This window comes from Microcoleus sp. B7-D4, from assembly GCF_036705125.1.
Taxonomy (GTDB): Bacteria; Cyanobacteriota; Cyanobacteriia; order Cyanobacteriales; family Microcoleaceae; genus Microcoleus.
Window position 1 is genome coordinate 16,516 of sequence record NZ_JAUBTT010000033.1, and the last position, 15,092, is coordinate 31,607.

The following is a 15,092-nucleotide window of genomic DNA, read 5'->3' on the forward strand; positions in this document are numbered from 1 at the left end:
AGTTAACCCCCCAGATTCATCTGTGGAGTGAATCTAAAATCTAAAATCTAAAATCTAAAATCGATTGACTGTTAAAAGAAGGCGGAATGCGGTTTCTCAAGTCAGCTTAAATCGGAAACTTCGTGCAATCAAATACTGTTCTCAATCCCGCGAGCAATCCAGGCTCATCCTCTCGTACAACAGAGTTACCTTTTACTCTTGCTGATATCAAGGCAGCCATTCCAGCCCACTGTTTTGAGCCCTCGGCATGGAAATCTCTGGCTTATTTCTTTTTAGATATTGGCATCATCGCAGGTTTGTATGCGATCGCCTACACCCTCGATTCCTGGCTCTTTTATCCAATCTTTTGGTTGATGCAAGGAACCATGTTTTGGGCATTGTTTGTAGTGGGCCACGACTGCGGACACGGTTCATTTTCTAAGAGCAAATGGCTCAACAACCTGATCGGACACCTTTCCCACGCTCCAATTCTCGTGCCCTTCCACGGTTGGCGGATTAGTCACAGAACCCACCACGCAAATACAGGCAGCTTAGATAACGATGAAAGCTGGTATCCGGTATCGGAAAGCAAATACAATCAAATGCCTTGGTACGAAAAGCTAGGACGCTTTTATTTGATGTTATTTGCCTACCCAATTTATCTATTTCGGCGATCGCCCGATCGGGTAGGTTCTCACTTCATGCCCGGTAGCCCGATTTTCCGTCCCTCCGAAAAATGGGATGTGTTGACAAGTTCCGCATCCTTGGTACTGATGGTAGGCTTTTTAGGCGCGCTAACCTATCAGTTTGGTTGGCTGTTTTTACTCAAGTTCTACTTGGTTCCCTATGTAGTGTTCGTGATGTGGCTGGATTTGGTAACATTCCTGCACCACACTGAGGCGGATATTCCTTGGTACCGCGGAGATGATTGGTATTTCTTGAAAGGTGCATTGTCTACGATCGATCGCGACTACGGAATCATCAATTCCATCCATCACGATATCGGCACCCACGTAGCCCACCACATTTTCTCGACAATGCCGCACTATCACTTGAAGGAAGCAACGGAAGCAATTAAACCAGTGTTGGGCGATTATTATCGCAAGTCAACCGATCCAGTTTGGAAGAGCTTTATTCGCTCTTACTGGGATTGTCATTTTGTCTCCGATACAGGTTCTGGAGTTTACTACGAATCACCTAACAGTCGGCGATCTGCTGAAGTTAAGTAGTTTAAAGAAACAATAGAATATGCAAAAACTCGGCTTCTTAAAGAAACCGGGTTTTTCTTTTTTGCGCGTGTTTGATAATAAAATGTTCCACATCTGGAGGGGTGACAAGCCACCCCAAACCCAGAGGTCTCTTCTTTGTGGAACAGGCCGGAAAGCCGGTTACGAAAAAATATATCAGCCACTGGTTTGTACCCCAAACATCCGGGATAGCCGACAGTTTTTAAATTTAAGACTGCGATTTTTCCAAAGCTTGTATTACTACTTCAGCCTTTGCAGTCCAACCAATAATACCGCCTTGGGCGCGAATCATATCGATCGCACTCTGTTTAAATTCTGGAAAGTAGCTGGCTGTAGCATCCTCAACAAGTAAACATTCAAACCCCCGATCGTTAGCCTCACGCATAGTTGTTTGAACGCAAACCTCAGTCGTGACTCCAGTAAAAATTAGGTGAGTAATCGCTTTTTCACGAAGAATTAATTCCAAATTAGTGTGATAAAAAGCGCCCTTGCCTGGTTTATTAATTACTATTTCATCAGGCATAGGTGTCAATTCTGAGATAATTGAATTCCCCGGCTCACCCAAAATTAAAATTCGTCCCATCGGGCCTCGATCGCCAATTTTTAGTGTACTTTGACCCCGCTTTTGCTTAGAGGGAGGACAATCAGAAAGGTCAGGTTGATGACCTTCAATAGTGTGAACAATAGGGAGATGGCGATCGCGAAATGCCTCTAACAACAGCTTTACCGTTGGCACGATCGCCCGTAGTTGGCTGACATCATTGCCTAAAGCTTCACCAAATCCCCCAAGCTCCAAAAAATCTCGCTGCATATCGATGATGACTAAAGCCACACCGCCAGAGGCTGGCAGTTCATAATCATAAGGTTGAGCAGATATTAAGACCATAATGATATCGGTTTTTCCCAAATTACTAGAACTATGCAACCAGCTTGACTGACAACACTGTGATTACTGTTAGGGGGATTAATCACAAAAGTTCCGGCTTTGTGTTCGCCATTTTGGTCAGTTTGCGATCCAGTTAGTACGTAAATATGTTCAAAACCAGTATGCGTGTGCCTTGGGACACTCGCTCCCGGCTGATACCGCAGTAGAGCAGCAGCCGATCCACTTGTGTTGTCACCATAAAGTCGGTAGATTTCCACCCCATCACGAAATGGTTGCCAAGCCAACTCATTCTGCCACGCGGCGATATTAGGTAAATCCTTAAGGAGCAAAGTTTTGTTCAGTAGTTCAGTCATAGGTATTCCCAAATTGATTAGTGTCCTGCCATACTCTTACCGATCTGAACAAAATCTGCATCTGCGATCGTACTTTCATAAGTAAAATTCCCGCCACTTATTACTAGAATTCGATCGGACAATTTCAGCAGTTCATCTAAATCTTCGCTCACCAATAACACAGCTACACCTCGGTTGCGAGCCTCAATAATCTGACCGTGAATGTACTCCACAGCAGCAAAATCTAGACCAAAGCAAGGATTAGCGGCAATTAGTAACCTAATATGTTCGGAAGAGAGTTCCCGCGCTAATACTGTGCGCTGTACATTTCCCCCCGACAGATTGCCGATAGGGGTATCTGGCGAAGGCGTTTTTATTTTGAAAGTATTAATTAAGCTTTGAGCCGCCTGTCTAATTTCTTTGAGGATGAGTAAGATACTTGCTTTAGCTTGGGGAGGGCGGTCAAACGTCCGCAGGGCTAAATTTTCTGCCACACTCATGTGTGGCACACAAGCATTATGAAGGGGTTCTTCTGGTAGTGCGAAGACCTGATGTTTAAACATCTCGGCTCGTGTTGCTGTATAAACTTCGCCATTAACCAGCACATCTCCACCTGTAGCAGAACGCTGACCTGCCAACACCTCCACCAGTTCCCGCTGACCATTGCCAGAGATACCTGCAATCCCAACAATTTCGCCACTGTGAACTGTGAGATTTATTCCTGTCAATACCTCCATACCGTTGTCTTTATTGGCATGAAGGTCTTTAACTTCAAGAATAGGAATAGTCGTTGGGGGGGCTATCTTTTCAACTTGTTTTGGCTCACGCCTTTCACCCATCATCATTTCCGACATATCCGAGACAGTCAGATCCTTTACCAAACCCTGACCTGCAAACTTTCCTTTACGCAGCACCGTAATGCTATCGCAAAACGCCATCACTTCCCGGAATTTGTGACTGATAATTAAGACGCTTAATCTTCCGGCAGTAACTTCTGCGCGCAGTAAACCTAAAACCTCATCCGCTTCCTGCGGAGTCAGCACCGAAGTAGGTTCGTCCAGAATCAAGATCCGACTCTGAAGATATATCTGTTTAAGAATTTCTAGCTTTTGTTTTTCCCCCGCAGCTAATTGAAAGACCGGAGTATCTAGAGGAACTTGGAAAGGAGCAGTTTTCATAAAAGCCTTTAACCGCTCATACTCGGCTTTCCAGTTAATCAAATTTGGGCTATCAAAGCGGGACAAAACCAGATTTTCGGCTACAGTCATCGCAGGCACAGAGGTGAAGTGCTGGTAAACCATGCCAATGCCATACTTATGAGCATCGCGAGGACTTGCGATCGTGCTTTCCTGTCCATCAATCAAAACTTGGCCTGAAGTAGGAGTATAGAAACCCATGACACATTTAACAAGGGTACTTTTGCCTGCTCCGTTCTCGCCCAGCAAAGCATGAAACGTCCCTGGTTTTAGCGTCATCGAGAAGTTATCAAGTGCAGTCATCGTGCCAAACCGCTTAGTCATGTTAACCACCTCTAGTTCGGGTGGTTGCAGAAACTTTTGAGTTGTGAAGTTTGAGTTTTGAGTGTCTAGATAATTTTGAGTATTTAGTGCTGAGTTTTTGGGTAGAGAGTCTTTCACTTCTGTCATGTTTTTATCTCCTGTCAAGTTTTCATTTCATCGGCTATTTATGAGATTTGATTATTTAGTTAGATGGCGGGATTCATTTCAATGCTTGAACTATTTACTTTTTGTTTCCTCAAAATTAAACACTTAAAGCTTTGATAAATGCTTCTGAATCAGCAACAGTTCCAAACACTCCTCCCTGCATCTGGATCATCTTAAGTGCCGCCAAATGGTTGCCATAATCTGTTGCGCCTGTACAGTCAGATAAGAGCAAACATTCATAACCGCGATCGTTTGCATCTCGCATTGTGGTATGGACGCAGACATCGGTTGTAATGCCAGCCAAAACAATATTTTGAATGCCCTTACGTTTCAGTAACAGATCTAGATCCGTAGCATAGAAAGAGCCTTTTCCAGGCTTGTCAATCACCGCTTCTCCAGGCAAAGGCGCGAGTTCTGGAATGATTTCCCATCCTGCTTCGCCTCGAACGAGAATTCTACCGCAGGGGCCGGGATCGCCAATTCCGGCGTTAATTTGGCGCGATCGCCACTGCTTGTTTTCTGGTAAATCTGCTAAGTCGGGGCGGTGTCCTTCGCGGGTGTGCATGATATGGAAGTGCTTCGCCCGTGCCACTTCTAAGACTTGCTTGATTGGCTCAATAGGAGCGCGAGTCAGTGACAAGTCGTAGCCCATCTTATCAACATATCCACCAATGCCGCAGAAATCAATTTGCATATCAATTATCAGCAGCACCGTATTTTCTGGGCGCAAATCGCCATTGTAAGGATAAGGATATGGTTCAGCTTCTACAAAACGTCCCATGTTTTCTTCCTTGCGATAAATTCCTGTTTTATGTGCTAGTTCCTAAAGATCCAGGCGCGCCGGTCAAAGTTCGTTTCGGCGAACAAGTAATAATCATGATCGCCAGCGTCAGGATGTAGGGCGAAGCATTGAATAAGTAGTAATAGGAATCGACCCCTACTGATTGCAAAGCGGGGCCGATCGCCTGCGCCCCCCCAAATAGCAACGAGGCGTATAAGCACTGTACAGGATTCCAACGGGCAAAAATTACCAGCGCTACCGCCATCAGTCCTTGACCACTAGAGATGCGTTCTGTCCAACTACCGGGATAGTAAAGGGATAAATAAGCACCACCAATTCCAGCTAAGAAACTGCCCGCGATAATGCAGAGCATACGAACTTTATTAATCGAGATTCCCATTGCTTTGGCAGCATCTGGACTATCCCCAACTGCACGAATAAATAACCCCCAGCGAGTTGATTTAAAGAACCACTGCATTAGAGGGGCGATCGCTACACCTAACAAAAATAGGGGACAAATTTGTAGCGCTGATTGCACCGGAGGCAGATGACTCCAAGCACCCAGAGGTAAACTAGGCAACTGGGTGGCACTTGGTTGAATAAAAGGTTTGCCAAAAAAGAAAGCAATGCCGCTACCAAAAATAATCATGGCGATGCCTACGGCAATGTCATTTACTTTTGGTTGTATGCACAGCCAAGCGTGGATACAACCTAGTACCATGCCCGCTAAACCAGCGGCTAAAACACCTAACCAAGGCGATCCAGTCTGATAAGAAATAGCATAGGCACTCATCGCACCCGTTAACAGTGTCCCTTCTAAGCCCAAATTAATCTTGCCGCTTTTTTCAGTTAGGCATTCGCCCAAACTGACGAACAAAAATGGAGCGCTACCCCGCAAAGTTCCTGCCAAGATACCTAAAGGTACTCCCCACCAACCTAATACTTCTGCTGCCATTGTGGATTCCTCCGATTTGAGATTTTGGCTTAACGTATTGCTTAGTTAGACAGTGGCTACTGATGGCTGCTCGCTAGAAGGTGGTTGCTGAGGGCTATCGGTTGACCGTTCTTTGAAAAATGGCAAACGTCCGTAGAGCGATTCGCTATACAGAACTACCAAAAAGACTAACCCTTGGAACACTAAAACCGTTGCATCGGGCAGTCCATGTGCCCGTTGCAAGATGCCACCACTAGCAAGAATGCCGCCAAGCAGAATTGCCACAATAGTTGCAGCAAGAGGGTTGTGTCGAGCAATGAATGCGACTAAGATACCGCTGTAGCCATAGTTAGCATTAAGTGATTCGTTAGCTCGACCATGCACGGCTGCGACTTCCACCATGCCTGCCAAACCCGCACAAGAGCCAGCTAAGAAACAGATTGCCATTGTCAACTTGCCGACAGGAAGTCCGGCAATTCGAGCAGCGCGGATGTTGCCTCCTGCTGTCCGCGCTGCAAAGCCAAATGTAGTACGTTGGATCAGGAAGTAGGCGATCGCACAAGCAACCAACCCATAAATTAGACCGTAGTGAACGCGGGTTCCTGGAATATTTCCTAACATATTCACATCAGGAATCGGGTAACTAGAAATTTTATTGACACTGCTGGGGTCACGCATCACGCCGCCGACTAAATGATTCAGCAGGGCGATCGCAATATAGTTCAACAACAAGCTGCTAATTGTCTCATTCACTGCCCGGTAATAGCGCAAAGCTCCCACTGCACCAATCCACACACCTCCACAGACAATTCCTGCCAGCGCCATTGCAATTTGGACTAACGTCGGCGGTGCAGAAGATAAAGCCAGTCCAGTGGCTACAGCCCCCAGACCCCCAACTACTAAAGCGCCTTCGTTGCCGATAATCACCAACCCCAAACGCGCAGGCAAAGCCGTACACAGGGAACTCAACATCAACGGTGCAGCCCTGATCAGGGTGTTTTGGAATGAATGCCAACTGCCAAACGCTGCTTTGTAGATTGAGGCATAGACAGCAAAGGGATTAGATCCAGCCGCAGCACAAAAAATTCCAAACAATACCAATGAGAAGAGGATGGCGGCGATCGGGATACCAACCGCTTCCAAAGTTGTACGCCAGTTTTGACGGTTAATCATCATCAGAATAAAAGATGAATTACTAAGAAAATGATGAGTGTTGAATGAAAAACTTGCTTGTATAGCAGTTGCCGACGGGCGTGAAATACTTTCTTAGGAATGAGAATTAAATAACTTACAATGCGTGATGGTTCTTGTGGGATGGGCGTCCCGCCCGTCCAGAAAGGGCGGGCTAAGAGTGCCCAACCCCTACTCCCCACTTTCAAGAGTGTAAATTATTTAATTCGCGATCCTAATTAACTCGTAACTTTGCCGATGACGCCTGATGCCAGCCAATTCATCTTTTCTAGTTCTGCGTCTTGCTGCTTGTAATCCTTACCTTCAGCAATCACAACTTTCCCGGTGTTATCTTTTATTTCCCCCTTATAAATGACCATGCTGCCATCAAGAAACTTACTCTTAGCAGCATCAGCATCCTTTTGCGCTTCGGCCGTTACGGCGCTACCGTAGGGCGACAGCTTCAAAAAACCATCCTTCAAACCACCACGTACTAAATGGGGAATGCCTCCGTTCATTAGCGTCTTGCCAGCATTAAGCATTTCAGCATACTTAGAATAGACATTCGTCCAGTCCCACTCGGCACCTGTTAAATATCCCTTGGGCGCAAGTTGGGCTTGACTCGCATGGTAGCCAGTACAGAAAATGCCTCGTTTCTCAGCCGTTTCTATCACCACTTTGGGGCTATCTACGTGACAGGTAATTACATCAACACCCTGGTCAGCCATACTATTAGCAGCATCAGCTTCTTTAACAGGCAAAGACCAATCTCCTGTAAAAATCACCTGAGTTGTAACTTCTGGCTTAATGCTACGTGCCCCTAATGTAAAGCTATTGATATTGCGTAATACTTGCGGTATGGGTTTAGCAGCAATAAATCCTAATTTTCCGGTTTTGGAAGCGTGGGCGGCAACAATGCCTGCTACGTACTCACCCTCATCAATGTAGCCAAAATAGCTGCCAACGTTATTTGGATGCTTACCTTCCTGATAAAGTCCACCGCAGTGGAAGAATTGCACCTCCGGGTAATCCTTTGCCAGTTTCAGAATATGGGGGTCAAAGTACCCGAAGGACGTAGGGAACAGAACCGTTGCCCCATCCTGTTCGATCATGTTCCTCATGGTTTCTTGTACCGCCGTAGTTTCAGGAACATTTGCTTCCTCTACGGTTTTTACCCAGGCTAATTTTGAAACCCCAGCGTTCCCTTCGGCTTGGGCTTGATTGTAGCCGTAGTCATCTTTGGGGCCAACATAAATAAATCCCATCACAATTGGCTTATCTTTTCCAGGGGAGTTTGCTTGAACCTCTTTAGCAGGAGTACATCCAGTCCAAAGGCGCGAGGTGACTGCAAACGCTGTAGTAGATAAAATCCCACGAATTACTTGACGCCGAGGTATAAACAATGACTTTTGGGTACTCATTCTCTATGTTCTCACTAAAAGTATTTAAGAGGAATTCATAGCTAAGCTGTAACGCTTATACTTGCTGGGAATTGCTAGATATATTCACGCTACATTTGCCAGCTTTTAGTCGAGCTATTCAGCAATGAGATTAAATGCGTTAATAACTATTTACATTCACATCACATCGTGAATTTAATGAAAAAGATACATGGTAAACCAAAACTAATTCTAATATAAAATTAGTTTTTGCTGGAAAGGTTCTTTTAGGAAAGTCGAATCCCCTAAAATTTAATGATGTTTATCTTATACCAATTACTTTTAGTGGTAACTTTTTTTATAAAAACTTAATAATATTGGCCAAATTGTCTCCCAAAAAGTTCGCTAGAAACAAAATTAAACAAGAATGTTCACCACAAACAAAAAATATGTTTTGAGTTCGGACAGGCAACTAGCTTTTTAGTCTTGGAGGCAACTTAAAAATAAGTCGAGGCTGAATCAAAAATAATAGAAATCGATCTTATAAAATCAGAAAAAATGTTATTGATTTCTAATAAGAGTCAATAATCCGAGCAAGTTTTATGAGGACTGAAGTCTTCACTACCAACTCTATAACGGTTCTTGTACCGGAGATGTTGCATCATTCTCAATAAGCTTTTTATGTAAGGATTCAGGTCAGTAAACTCCTTGCTGGGCAAAGACTTTAGATATGGAGCTTGATACTAAATCAATCTCTATTCTCAATAAACCACGAAAAACTGTCACTTCTCCTCGTTTATTGACAATTAACCACGAAAGACAAAAACCCTTATTTTGCCCTAAAACCCTTGCCAGACAAGCGTTGGAGCCGCAAGTTTTTAGACCTGAATCCTTACCTTTTTATGAACAGGCTTTTCGGCCTGTTCCACAAAGACTGAATTTTCTTGTGGAACAGGCCGAAAAGCCTGTTAAGCGAGAATGGTGCAAGATGTGAGTTGTAGCGGAGATAATATTACAGATTGCCTTTAAGCCCGATCGCCGTGACAATAGTCCACGTATCTACCAACAGCAGAAGCAGCGTACATCCCAGCAAAATAAGATACATCCAAGGCTGCGACAAAGGGCGGACATCTCTAGTATCAATACCTGTTTTTGCTTCCACCAAACCGACTAATTTACCAAATCCAGCCACTCGCATTGGCAACAAATAACCTTCACCCGAATGACTCAAAAAATAGTAAACTAAACCTCCTTGACCGGTCGATCGAGGTTTGAGAGCTTTTACCTCAGTCCAAGGTAGCGACCAACCCTTGCGAAACAAACGCGGAAACCACTTGGGATATGTGACTTCAATCCCTTCCTCGCTCAAAATTACCCTTTCACTGAGCACGCCGTAAAGGCCCACAGCCCCGACAACAATTCCTGCCCAGAGTGCGGCGGGAGGAACGGCTGCTTTCGTTACTTCCGACAAAAAAGGCAAGGGAATTGTCAGGGCTGTGTACAAACTCAACAGCGTGATTCTAATCAGGGGAGAAAGCCGGAATACCGCCGGCTCAAATACTGGGGCAGAAGATGGGGAAGAAGCAATAGGTTGTGCTGACATGGCTGAAAGTCGAGAAGCTGTTTAATGATATTTTTGCACAGTTGTCGAGGCAGCCAAGCACACTCAGGGAAATACGAAAAACCGGACAATATTTGCAGTTGTGAGTTTTGATCTAAAATTCATTTCAGAAACTTTGATTCTTAACTGTTGAGTTTTTACCGCTTTGCAGAAGTTGGAATTTTGAGCGCGGAGTTATCAATTAACTGACAATTATATAACTCAAAACTCACAACTCCGATTAATCGACGGCGGTTAGTGCCGGTACAGTCAAAGGTTCTGAGATTTCTCGGGATTTGGGGCGGCCGGCCATGATTGTTCGATCGCCCTGAACAGCCTCTGGGGATCTGCTAGGATGGACGTTTGAATAGGGGCCTTCGTTAATCTGCAAGCGATCGCAAGGAATTTTATCCGACAAAATTGCACTGGCCATCATCCCGGTGTGAATTTCCAATGCTGCAGCGGGCATCGCTTCAAACACTAAGCGCTGTCCGGGAAAAACTACTCGTTCAAAGTACCAGTTAGGAATGTTGGCGATGCGAGCAATCTGAATCTGACTGGTGGCGTTGACGTAGCAGCACAGAATCTTGCTGTCGGTGTCTGAGGGTACGGGGTCAAGAATTTGAGCCATAACTGCTGAGGGAGCCTTGCCTAAAAGTTTTAGTTATCTTCTCAGGCTAACACTAGGCGATCCCGCCTACTGTAAAGCCGACTACCAACTCCCTAATACATGAGAGACCGATCGAACTTAAATTAAAATTTATTCGTAAAATTATACTTTTTTTGACCCCCTGGTTAAATATTCGGTCAATCTACGCTGTATTTGCTTAAAAATTAGCTTTTTTCTGCTGCTCTCGCCGATCGACACCAACAAGCTCGGCTTTTAGCCAGTTTTAAAAAATTTAAGAATATTTAATGTCAAATTGCGAAAATTAGACATATTGTAAAGTTATATTAAAAGAATATTAACATAGCTGAAAAAGTTCCACTTTAGGATATGGCAATCATGGAAAACCGAGAAAACCGAGTCCTGTACGTTCGCCTCCCTTGCAATCCGATTTTCCCGATCGGAGTTGTGTATCTTTCGGATCACGTACACAAGCTGTTTCCCGATGTCGAACAACGCATTTTTGATTTAGGTGCCGTACCCCCCCTGGATTTCGCTAAAGCTTTGGATGCCAGCATAGACGAGTTTAAGCCGACTCTGCTGGTTTTCTCTTGGCGGGACATTCAAATTTACGCGCCCGTGGGCGGCAGAGGCGGCAACCCGTTGCAAAATGCCTTCGAGTTTTACTACGCCAAAAATCCGCTGATCAAGTTCCGGGGAGCACTCGGAGGACTGCGTTTAGCCGCGTCTTACTACACCGAACTCTGGCGCAATTTGGGACTGATTAAGCGCGGATTGAAGCGGGCCCGGAAATACCGCCCCGAAGCTCGTGCAGTGGTCGGAGGCGGTGCTGTGAGCGTGTTTTACGAGCAGTTGGGTCGCAGTTTGCCCACGGGAACTGTGGTTTCGGTGGGGGAAGGCGAAGCTTTGCTGGAGAAGTTGATTAAGGGCGAAGATTTGGCCGAGGAAAGGTGTTATGTGGTGGGAGAAACCGTGCCGCGCGCGAAGCTAATTCACGAAAAGCCAGCCAACATCGAGAAAAGTGCTTGCGACTATAACTACATCGAAACGATTTGGCCGGAATTTTCCTATTATCTACAGGATATGGACTTCTACGTGGGAGTGCAAACCAAGCGCGGCTGTCCTCACAATTGCTGTTACTGCATTTATACGGTGATTGAAGGGAAGCAAGTGCGGATCAATCCGGCGGATGAGGTGGTGGCGGAGATTCGGCAATTGTACGATCGAGGTATCCGCAATTTCTGGTTTACCGACGCTCAATTTATCCCAGCACGCAAATTCATTGATGATGCAGTTGAATTATTGCAAAAAATCATCGCCGCCGGCATGACTGACATACACTGGGCCGCTTACATCCGTGCGGATAATCTCACACCAGAGTTGTGCGATTTGATGGTAAAAACGGGGATGAATTACTTTGAAATCGGCATCACCAGCGGTTCCCAGGAACTGGTTCGCAAAATGCGGATGGGCTACAACTTGCGAGTAGTTTTGGAAAATTGTCGCGATTTAAAAGCAGCAGGTTACAACGATGTGGTTTCCGTTAATTACTCGTTTAACGTCATTGACGAAACCTTTGAAACCATCCGGCAAACTATTGCTTATCACCGAGAATTAGAGCGGATTTTCGGAGCCGATAAAGTAGAACCTGCGATTTTCTTTATCGGGTTGCAGCCGCACACTATTTTAGAAGAATACGCCTTTAAGAAGGATATTCTGCAACCTGGTTACGATCCCATGAGTTTGATGCCTTGGACAGCGCGCAAATTGCTATGGAATCCCGAACCTTTGGGTTCGTTTTTCGGACAAATTTGTTTAGAAGCTTGGCAGCGGAATTCCAATGATTTCGGTCGCGAAGTGATGGCAATTTTGGAGGAAAAACTCGGCTGTGCGGATTTGGAAGAGGCATTAACCGCGCCGGTGGAAATCAAAGATAAACAGTTGGCAGCCGTTAATTAATTACCAGGTTCGCAGTCAGGACGACCGTCCGTGAAAAAAGGGGAAATGGAAGAAAAAATGTGTTTTCTGTTTCCCTTTTTATTATTCAATAAATAGCTAAGCGTAAATAAACATTACCGTGTAATATCAAATCCGCCCTTCATCGTCCTGTATTCATCTCTCTGTTCTCTGACTCTGCGTTCTCTGCGTTCTCTGCGGTTTAATCATTCCAATGCAACCGGAATTGATATAACAGAGTCAGTTCGCGACATGGGGGCGCTTATTCCCGGTTTCTACGAAAATCAAAGGTTTAGTAACGAGAAATATATGAAGAAACCCGGTTTCTCAGATCGGCGTGGACAAGTCATAAAACCTTAAAAATGTCATAAATACAAGAGATTGCTTTCCTGCGATCGCATTGACATACTTATGTATTTTCACTGGTGTAGGGTGCACAGTTGGCACCTTACTTAAACCGACGGTGTACCCTTTTCCCTGCACCTCTCACCTCTGATATTAAATATTATTAATATCCAGCAAATATCGCTTAAGATGTAATTATATAGTTAAAGCCAGGAGTGACAAGATGTTTTATAAAGATACAGTTAAGGGCATTAAAGAAGTAGTTCTAGTTATGGCAGGCATTAGTGCGATTCCCTTCGGGATAGCTTCGCTTCACGGCTTTTTGACAGCCTCAGCAGAAGCAACTGCACTAAATCAACCCGCACCCAACACTTTGGGCAATAATCAACCGCTGCAAATTGCTCAAGTTGAGGGATGTCCGAGGGATCAAATGGTGCAATTTTTCGCAACGCCCAACTTTTCTATATACATTTGCAAAACCCAGGAAGGCGATATTTTTTACCGCGGCCTCAGCAAAATAAATGGCACCCAAATCAATGTCATGCAAGTAACAGCAGGTGATGACGGAAGTTATGAAGCGACTAACGGCAATATTATCTACTCGATTAACCCCCAACGCCTACAAGTCCGGCAGAATGGTAAGGTAATTTTGACCGAAGCTGTCATCAAGTAACACTCACTGTTATTCAACGATCGCTCTGATTAATTTAGGGTACATTTTATTAGCTGAACTCAAACAAATTGCAGATTCTTTCAAATTTAGGCATAATTATAAGAATAAAAGTCTGTATTATCAAAAAAGCTATCGGATTATGCCTTACAGTCAATTCACAATTACTAGAGCTAAAAAAGACTTTCAGTTAACTATCGTGGAGGGAACTCGGTTTTTTCCGGAGGTAGAATCAATTAATCCCAGTCCGAGATTGAGTAGCGAATTAGAAGATTTGCCTTGGACGATCGCAGTTGGTTCAGAAAAAGCCAGATCGGAAGCCATTGTCTACCCAGTTTTGCAAGAAGTCCGGCGCTTGATGAACCGCCAAATCAGTTTATTTTCGGGACGGGAATTCAATGTTGACCCCAGTTGCGAGCTCACCGGATACGTCGATTTTTTAATTAGCCGATCGCCCGAACAGCTTACCGTAGAAGCACCCGCGATCGTAGTTGTGGAAGCAAAAAAAGCCGATCTGAACGAAGGTATCGGTCAATGTATTGCTGAAATGGTAGCGGCACAGCGCTTTAACGAAGCAGCAGAACACCCGATCGCCACTATTTACGGTTGTATCAGCAGCGGCACTCAATGGCGTTTTCTCAAGCTTTCAGGAACAACAGTGACGATCGACCTTACCGATTATCCGCTGCTTCCGGTGGAAACCATTTTAGGATTCTTGGTGTGGATGGTTCAACAAGATTAGCTAGATTTAACTGATCCAGTAAAAAATAGGATTTCCCACGAAACCCAAAGTTTTTAGAACTTGCTTGAAAACCTCGCTGTCAACTGTCAACTGTCAACTGTTTGTTCAAATATCTTTCAATTAGGACGATCGCCACTATATCATCTACTGGCTTCGGTGGCGTCCGCATTCCCTGGGGAATCAAGCGAGAAAGGCCCGTCGGAGGGTACATTTGCCAGTAGCGTTCCCTAGCTTCTAAACTGCTGTACCTCTCGTCCACCTGAACAATTTTGAGCGCAGGCGACAAACTCTGCGTCAGTTTTTGTTTCCAACTCTTAGAAGTCGTTTGATCTCCGAGCACCAATAACTCCATCGAAAACTGTTCGCACAAAGATTGAATAGTAGATATCGCTGCTTCCGACTGCACAACTTGATGGTAGCAGACGCTTCTGTCTCTACCCATGACGGCGATGCCGCACTTGTCTTTACCCGGATCGAAACCTAAAATCATATTTATGAGTTCTGTGTTAATAAGTTTGTAGTTGCGCTGTTGTAGTCGAGGAAACCCATCGCCAACCTATATCTAATCTGGCACTTGCATTCTTGAATGTCTCAAAATCTTTGCGGGCGATCGTACTTATTTTGCTTGACTTTTTTGCAGGAGTGACATATTATATCATCATGGGAATCCGTGCGGCCATATAATGCCTAAAATCAGAAACCTGGTTTTTGCCACAATCTTTACTCCCCCGTTTTAATTTATCGAAAAAACCCGGTTTCTTTGACTCCCCGCGCAAAAA

The 15,092-nt window shown here is 44.8% G+C and carries 14 protein-coding genes; 4 read left to right on the forward strand and 10 right to left on the reverse strand.

Annotated elements, in window-relative coordinates; genetic code table 11:
• The first annotated feature begins 122 nt into the window (after positions 1-122).
• Positions 123-1,208, forward strand: coding sequence for a DUF3474 domain-containing protein (locus QUB12_RS15080; RefSeq protein WP_333307377.1), 1,086 nt, complete (start codon positions 123-125; stop codon positions 1,206-1,208).
• A 226-nt stretch (positions 1,209-1,434) separates the two neighbouring features.
• Here the strand turns inward: QUB12_RS15080 and QUB12_RS15085 are convergent, their stop codons facing one another.
• The 9 genes from QUB12_RS15085 to QUB12_RS15125 form a co-directional block, all read right to left on the reverse strand.
• On the reverse strand, positions 1,435-2,112 hold the full coding sequence (locus tag QUB12_RS15085) for a cysteine hydrolase (RefSeq protein WP_333307380.1): 678 nt from the start codon (positions 2,110-2,112) through the stop codon (positions 1,435-1,437).
• A complete protein-coding gene (locus QUB12_RS15090) occupies positions 2,103-2,465 on the reverse strand; it encodes a cupin domain-containing protein (RefSeq protein WP_333307383.1) in 363 nt (120 codons plus the stop codon). Before QUB12_RS15090 ends, QUB12_RS15085 begins: the two co-directional genes overlap by 10 nt.
• A 17-nt stretch (positions 2,466-2,482) precedes the next feature.
• A complete protein-coding gene (locus tag QUB12_RS15095) occupies positions 2,483-4,090 on the reverse strand; it encodes an ABC transporter ATP-binding protein (RefSeq protein ID WP_333307386.1) in 1,608 nt (535 codons plus the stop codon).
• A gap of 115 nt (positions 4,091-4,205) precedes the next feature.
• Positions 4,206-4,889, reverse strand: a complete 684-nt coding sequence (biuH, locus tag QUB12_RS15100) for a biuret amidohydrolase (protein ID WP_333203546.1) — start codon at positions 4,887-4,889, stop codon at positions 4,206-4,208.
• Positions 4,890-4,917: 28 nt separating this feature from the next.
• On the reverse strand, positions 4,918-5,844 hold the full coding sequence (locus tag QUB12_RS15105) for an ABC transporter permease (RefSeq protein ID WP_333289132.1): 927 nt from the start codon (positions 5,842-5,844) through the stop codon (positions 4,918-4,920).
• A gap of 45 nt (positions 5,845-5,889) precedes the next feature.
• Positions 5,890-6,999 carry an ABC transporter permease gene (locus tag QUB12_RS15110; protein ID WP_333307390.1) on the reverse strand — a complete coding sequence of 370 codons (1,110 nt, stop codon included), beginning with the start codon at positions 6,997-6,999 and terminating at the stop codon, positions 5,890-5,892.
• Positions 7,000-7,232: 233 nt separating this feature from the next.
• Positions 7,233-8,414 carry a BMP family ABC transporter substrate-binding protein gene (locus QUB12_RS15115; RefSeq protein WP_333307393.1) on the reverse strand — a complete coding sequence of 394 codons (1,182 nt, stop codon included), beginning with the start codon at positions 8,412-8,414 and terminating at the stop codon, positions 7,233-7,235.
• A gap of 970 nt (positions 8,415-9,384) precedes the next feature.
• On the reverse strand, positions 9,385-9,975 hold the full coding sequence (locus QUB12_RS15120) for a hypothetical protein (protein ID WP_333307395.1): 591 nt from the start codon (positions 9,973-9,975) through the stop codon (positions 9,385-9,387).
• A gap of 238 nt (positions 9,976-10,213) precedes the next feature.
• Positions 10,214-10,603, reverse strand: coding sequence for a DUF1830 domain-containing protein (locus tag QUB12_RS15125; RefSeq protein WP_333140261.1), 390 nt, complete (start codon positions 10,601-10,603; stop codon positions 10,214-10,216).
• Positions 10,604-10,978: 375 nt separating this feature from the next.
• Here QUB12_RS15125 and QUB12_RS15130 point away from each other — a divergent pair, with 375 nt between their 5' ends.
• The 3 genes from QUB12_RS15130 to QUB12_RS15140 all read left to right on the forward strand — a co-directional run bounded on the left by QUB12_RS15130 (position 10,979) and on the right by QUB12_RS15140 (position 14,313).
• Complete coding sequence (locus QUB12_RS15130; RefSeq protein WP_333140259.1) at positions 10,979-12,559, forward strand: photosystem II high light acclimation radical SAM protein; 1,581 nt, start codon at positions 10,979-10,981, stop codon at positions 12,557-12,559.
• Between the two features lie 565 nt (positions 12,560-13,124).
• Complete coding sequence (locus QUB12_RS15135) at positions 13,125-13,574, forward strand: hypothetical protein (RefSeq protein WP_333140257.1); 450 nt, start codon at positions 13,125-13,127, stop codon at positions 13,572-13,574.
• A gap of 139 nt (positions 13,575-13,713) precedes the next feature.
• Positions 13,714-14,313, forward strand: coding sequence for a hypothetical protein (locus tag QUB12_RS15140; protein WP_333101970.1), 600 nt, complete (start codon positions 13,714-13,716; stop codon positions 14,311-14,313).
• 79 nt (positions 14,314-14,392) lie between these two features.
• On the opposite strand, the gene QUB12_RS15145 is transcribed toward QUB12_RS15140, so the two are convergent.
• Entirely contained in the window at positions 14,393-14,803 is a 411-nt protein-coding gene (locus QUB12_RS15145; protein WP_333307398.1) for a pre-16S rRNA-processing nuclease YqgF, read from the reverse strand.
• Between the last annotated feature and the right edge of the window lie 289 nt (positions 14,804-15,092).

Bases quoted from the DNA above. Each gene is read 5' to 3' on its own strand.
- QUB12_RS15145 (WP_333307398.1), bottom strand. From the start codon at position 14,803: ATGATTTTAGGTTTCGATCCGGGTAAAGACAAGTGCGGCATCGCCGTC.
- QUB12_RS15110 (WP_333307390.1), bottom strand. From the start codon at position 6,999: ATGATGATTAACCGTCAAAACTGGCGTACAACTTTGGAAGCGGTTGGT.
- QUB12_RS15095 (WP_333307386.1), bottom strand. From the start codon at position 4,090: ATGACAGAAGTGAAAGACTCTCTACCCAAAAACTCAGCACTAAATACT.
- QUB12_RS15135 (WP_333140257.1), top strand. From the start codon at position 13,125: ATGTTTTATAAAGATACAGTTAAGGGCATTAAAGAAGTAGTTCTAGTT.
- QUB12_RS15085 (WP_333307380.1), bottom strand. From the start codon at position 2,112: ATGGTCTTAATATCTGCTCAACCTTATGATTATGAACTGCCAGCCTCT.
- biuH (WP_333203546.1), bottom strand. From the start codon at position 4,889: ATGGGACGTTTTGTAGAAGCTGAACCATATCCTTATCCTTACAATGGC.
- QUB12_RS15140 (WP_333101970.1), top strand. From the start codon at position 13,714: ATGCCTTACAGTCAATTCACAATTACTAGAGCTAAAAAAGACTTTCAG.
- QUB12_RS15125 (WP_333140261.1), bottom strand. From the start codon at position 10,603: ATGGCTCAAATTCTTGACCCCGTACCCTCAGACACCGACAGCAAGATT.
- QUB12_RS15115 (WP_333307393.1), bottom strand. From the start codon at position 8,414: ATGAGTACCCAAAAGTCATTGTTTATACCTCGGCGTCAAGTAATTCGT.
- QUB12_RS15120 (WP_333307395.1), bottom strand. From the start codon at position 9,975: ATGTCAGCACAACCTATTGCTTCTTCCCCATCTTCTGCCCCAGTATTT.
- QUB12_RS15090 (WP_333307383.1), bottom strand. From the start codon at position 2,465: ATGACTGAACTACTGAACAAAACTTTGCTCCTTAAGGATTTACCTAAT.
- QUB12_RS15105 (WP_333289132.1), bottom strand. From the start codon at position 5,844: ATGGCAGCAGAAGTATTAGGTTGGTGGGGAGTACCTTTAGGTATCTTG.
- QUB12_RS15130 (WP_333140259.1), top strand. From the start codon at position 10,979: ATGGAAAACCGAGAAAACCGAGTCCTGTACGTTCGCCTCCCTTGCAAT.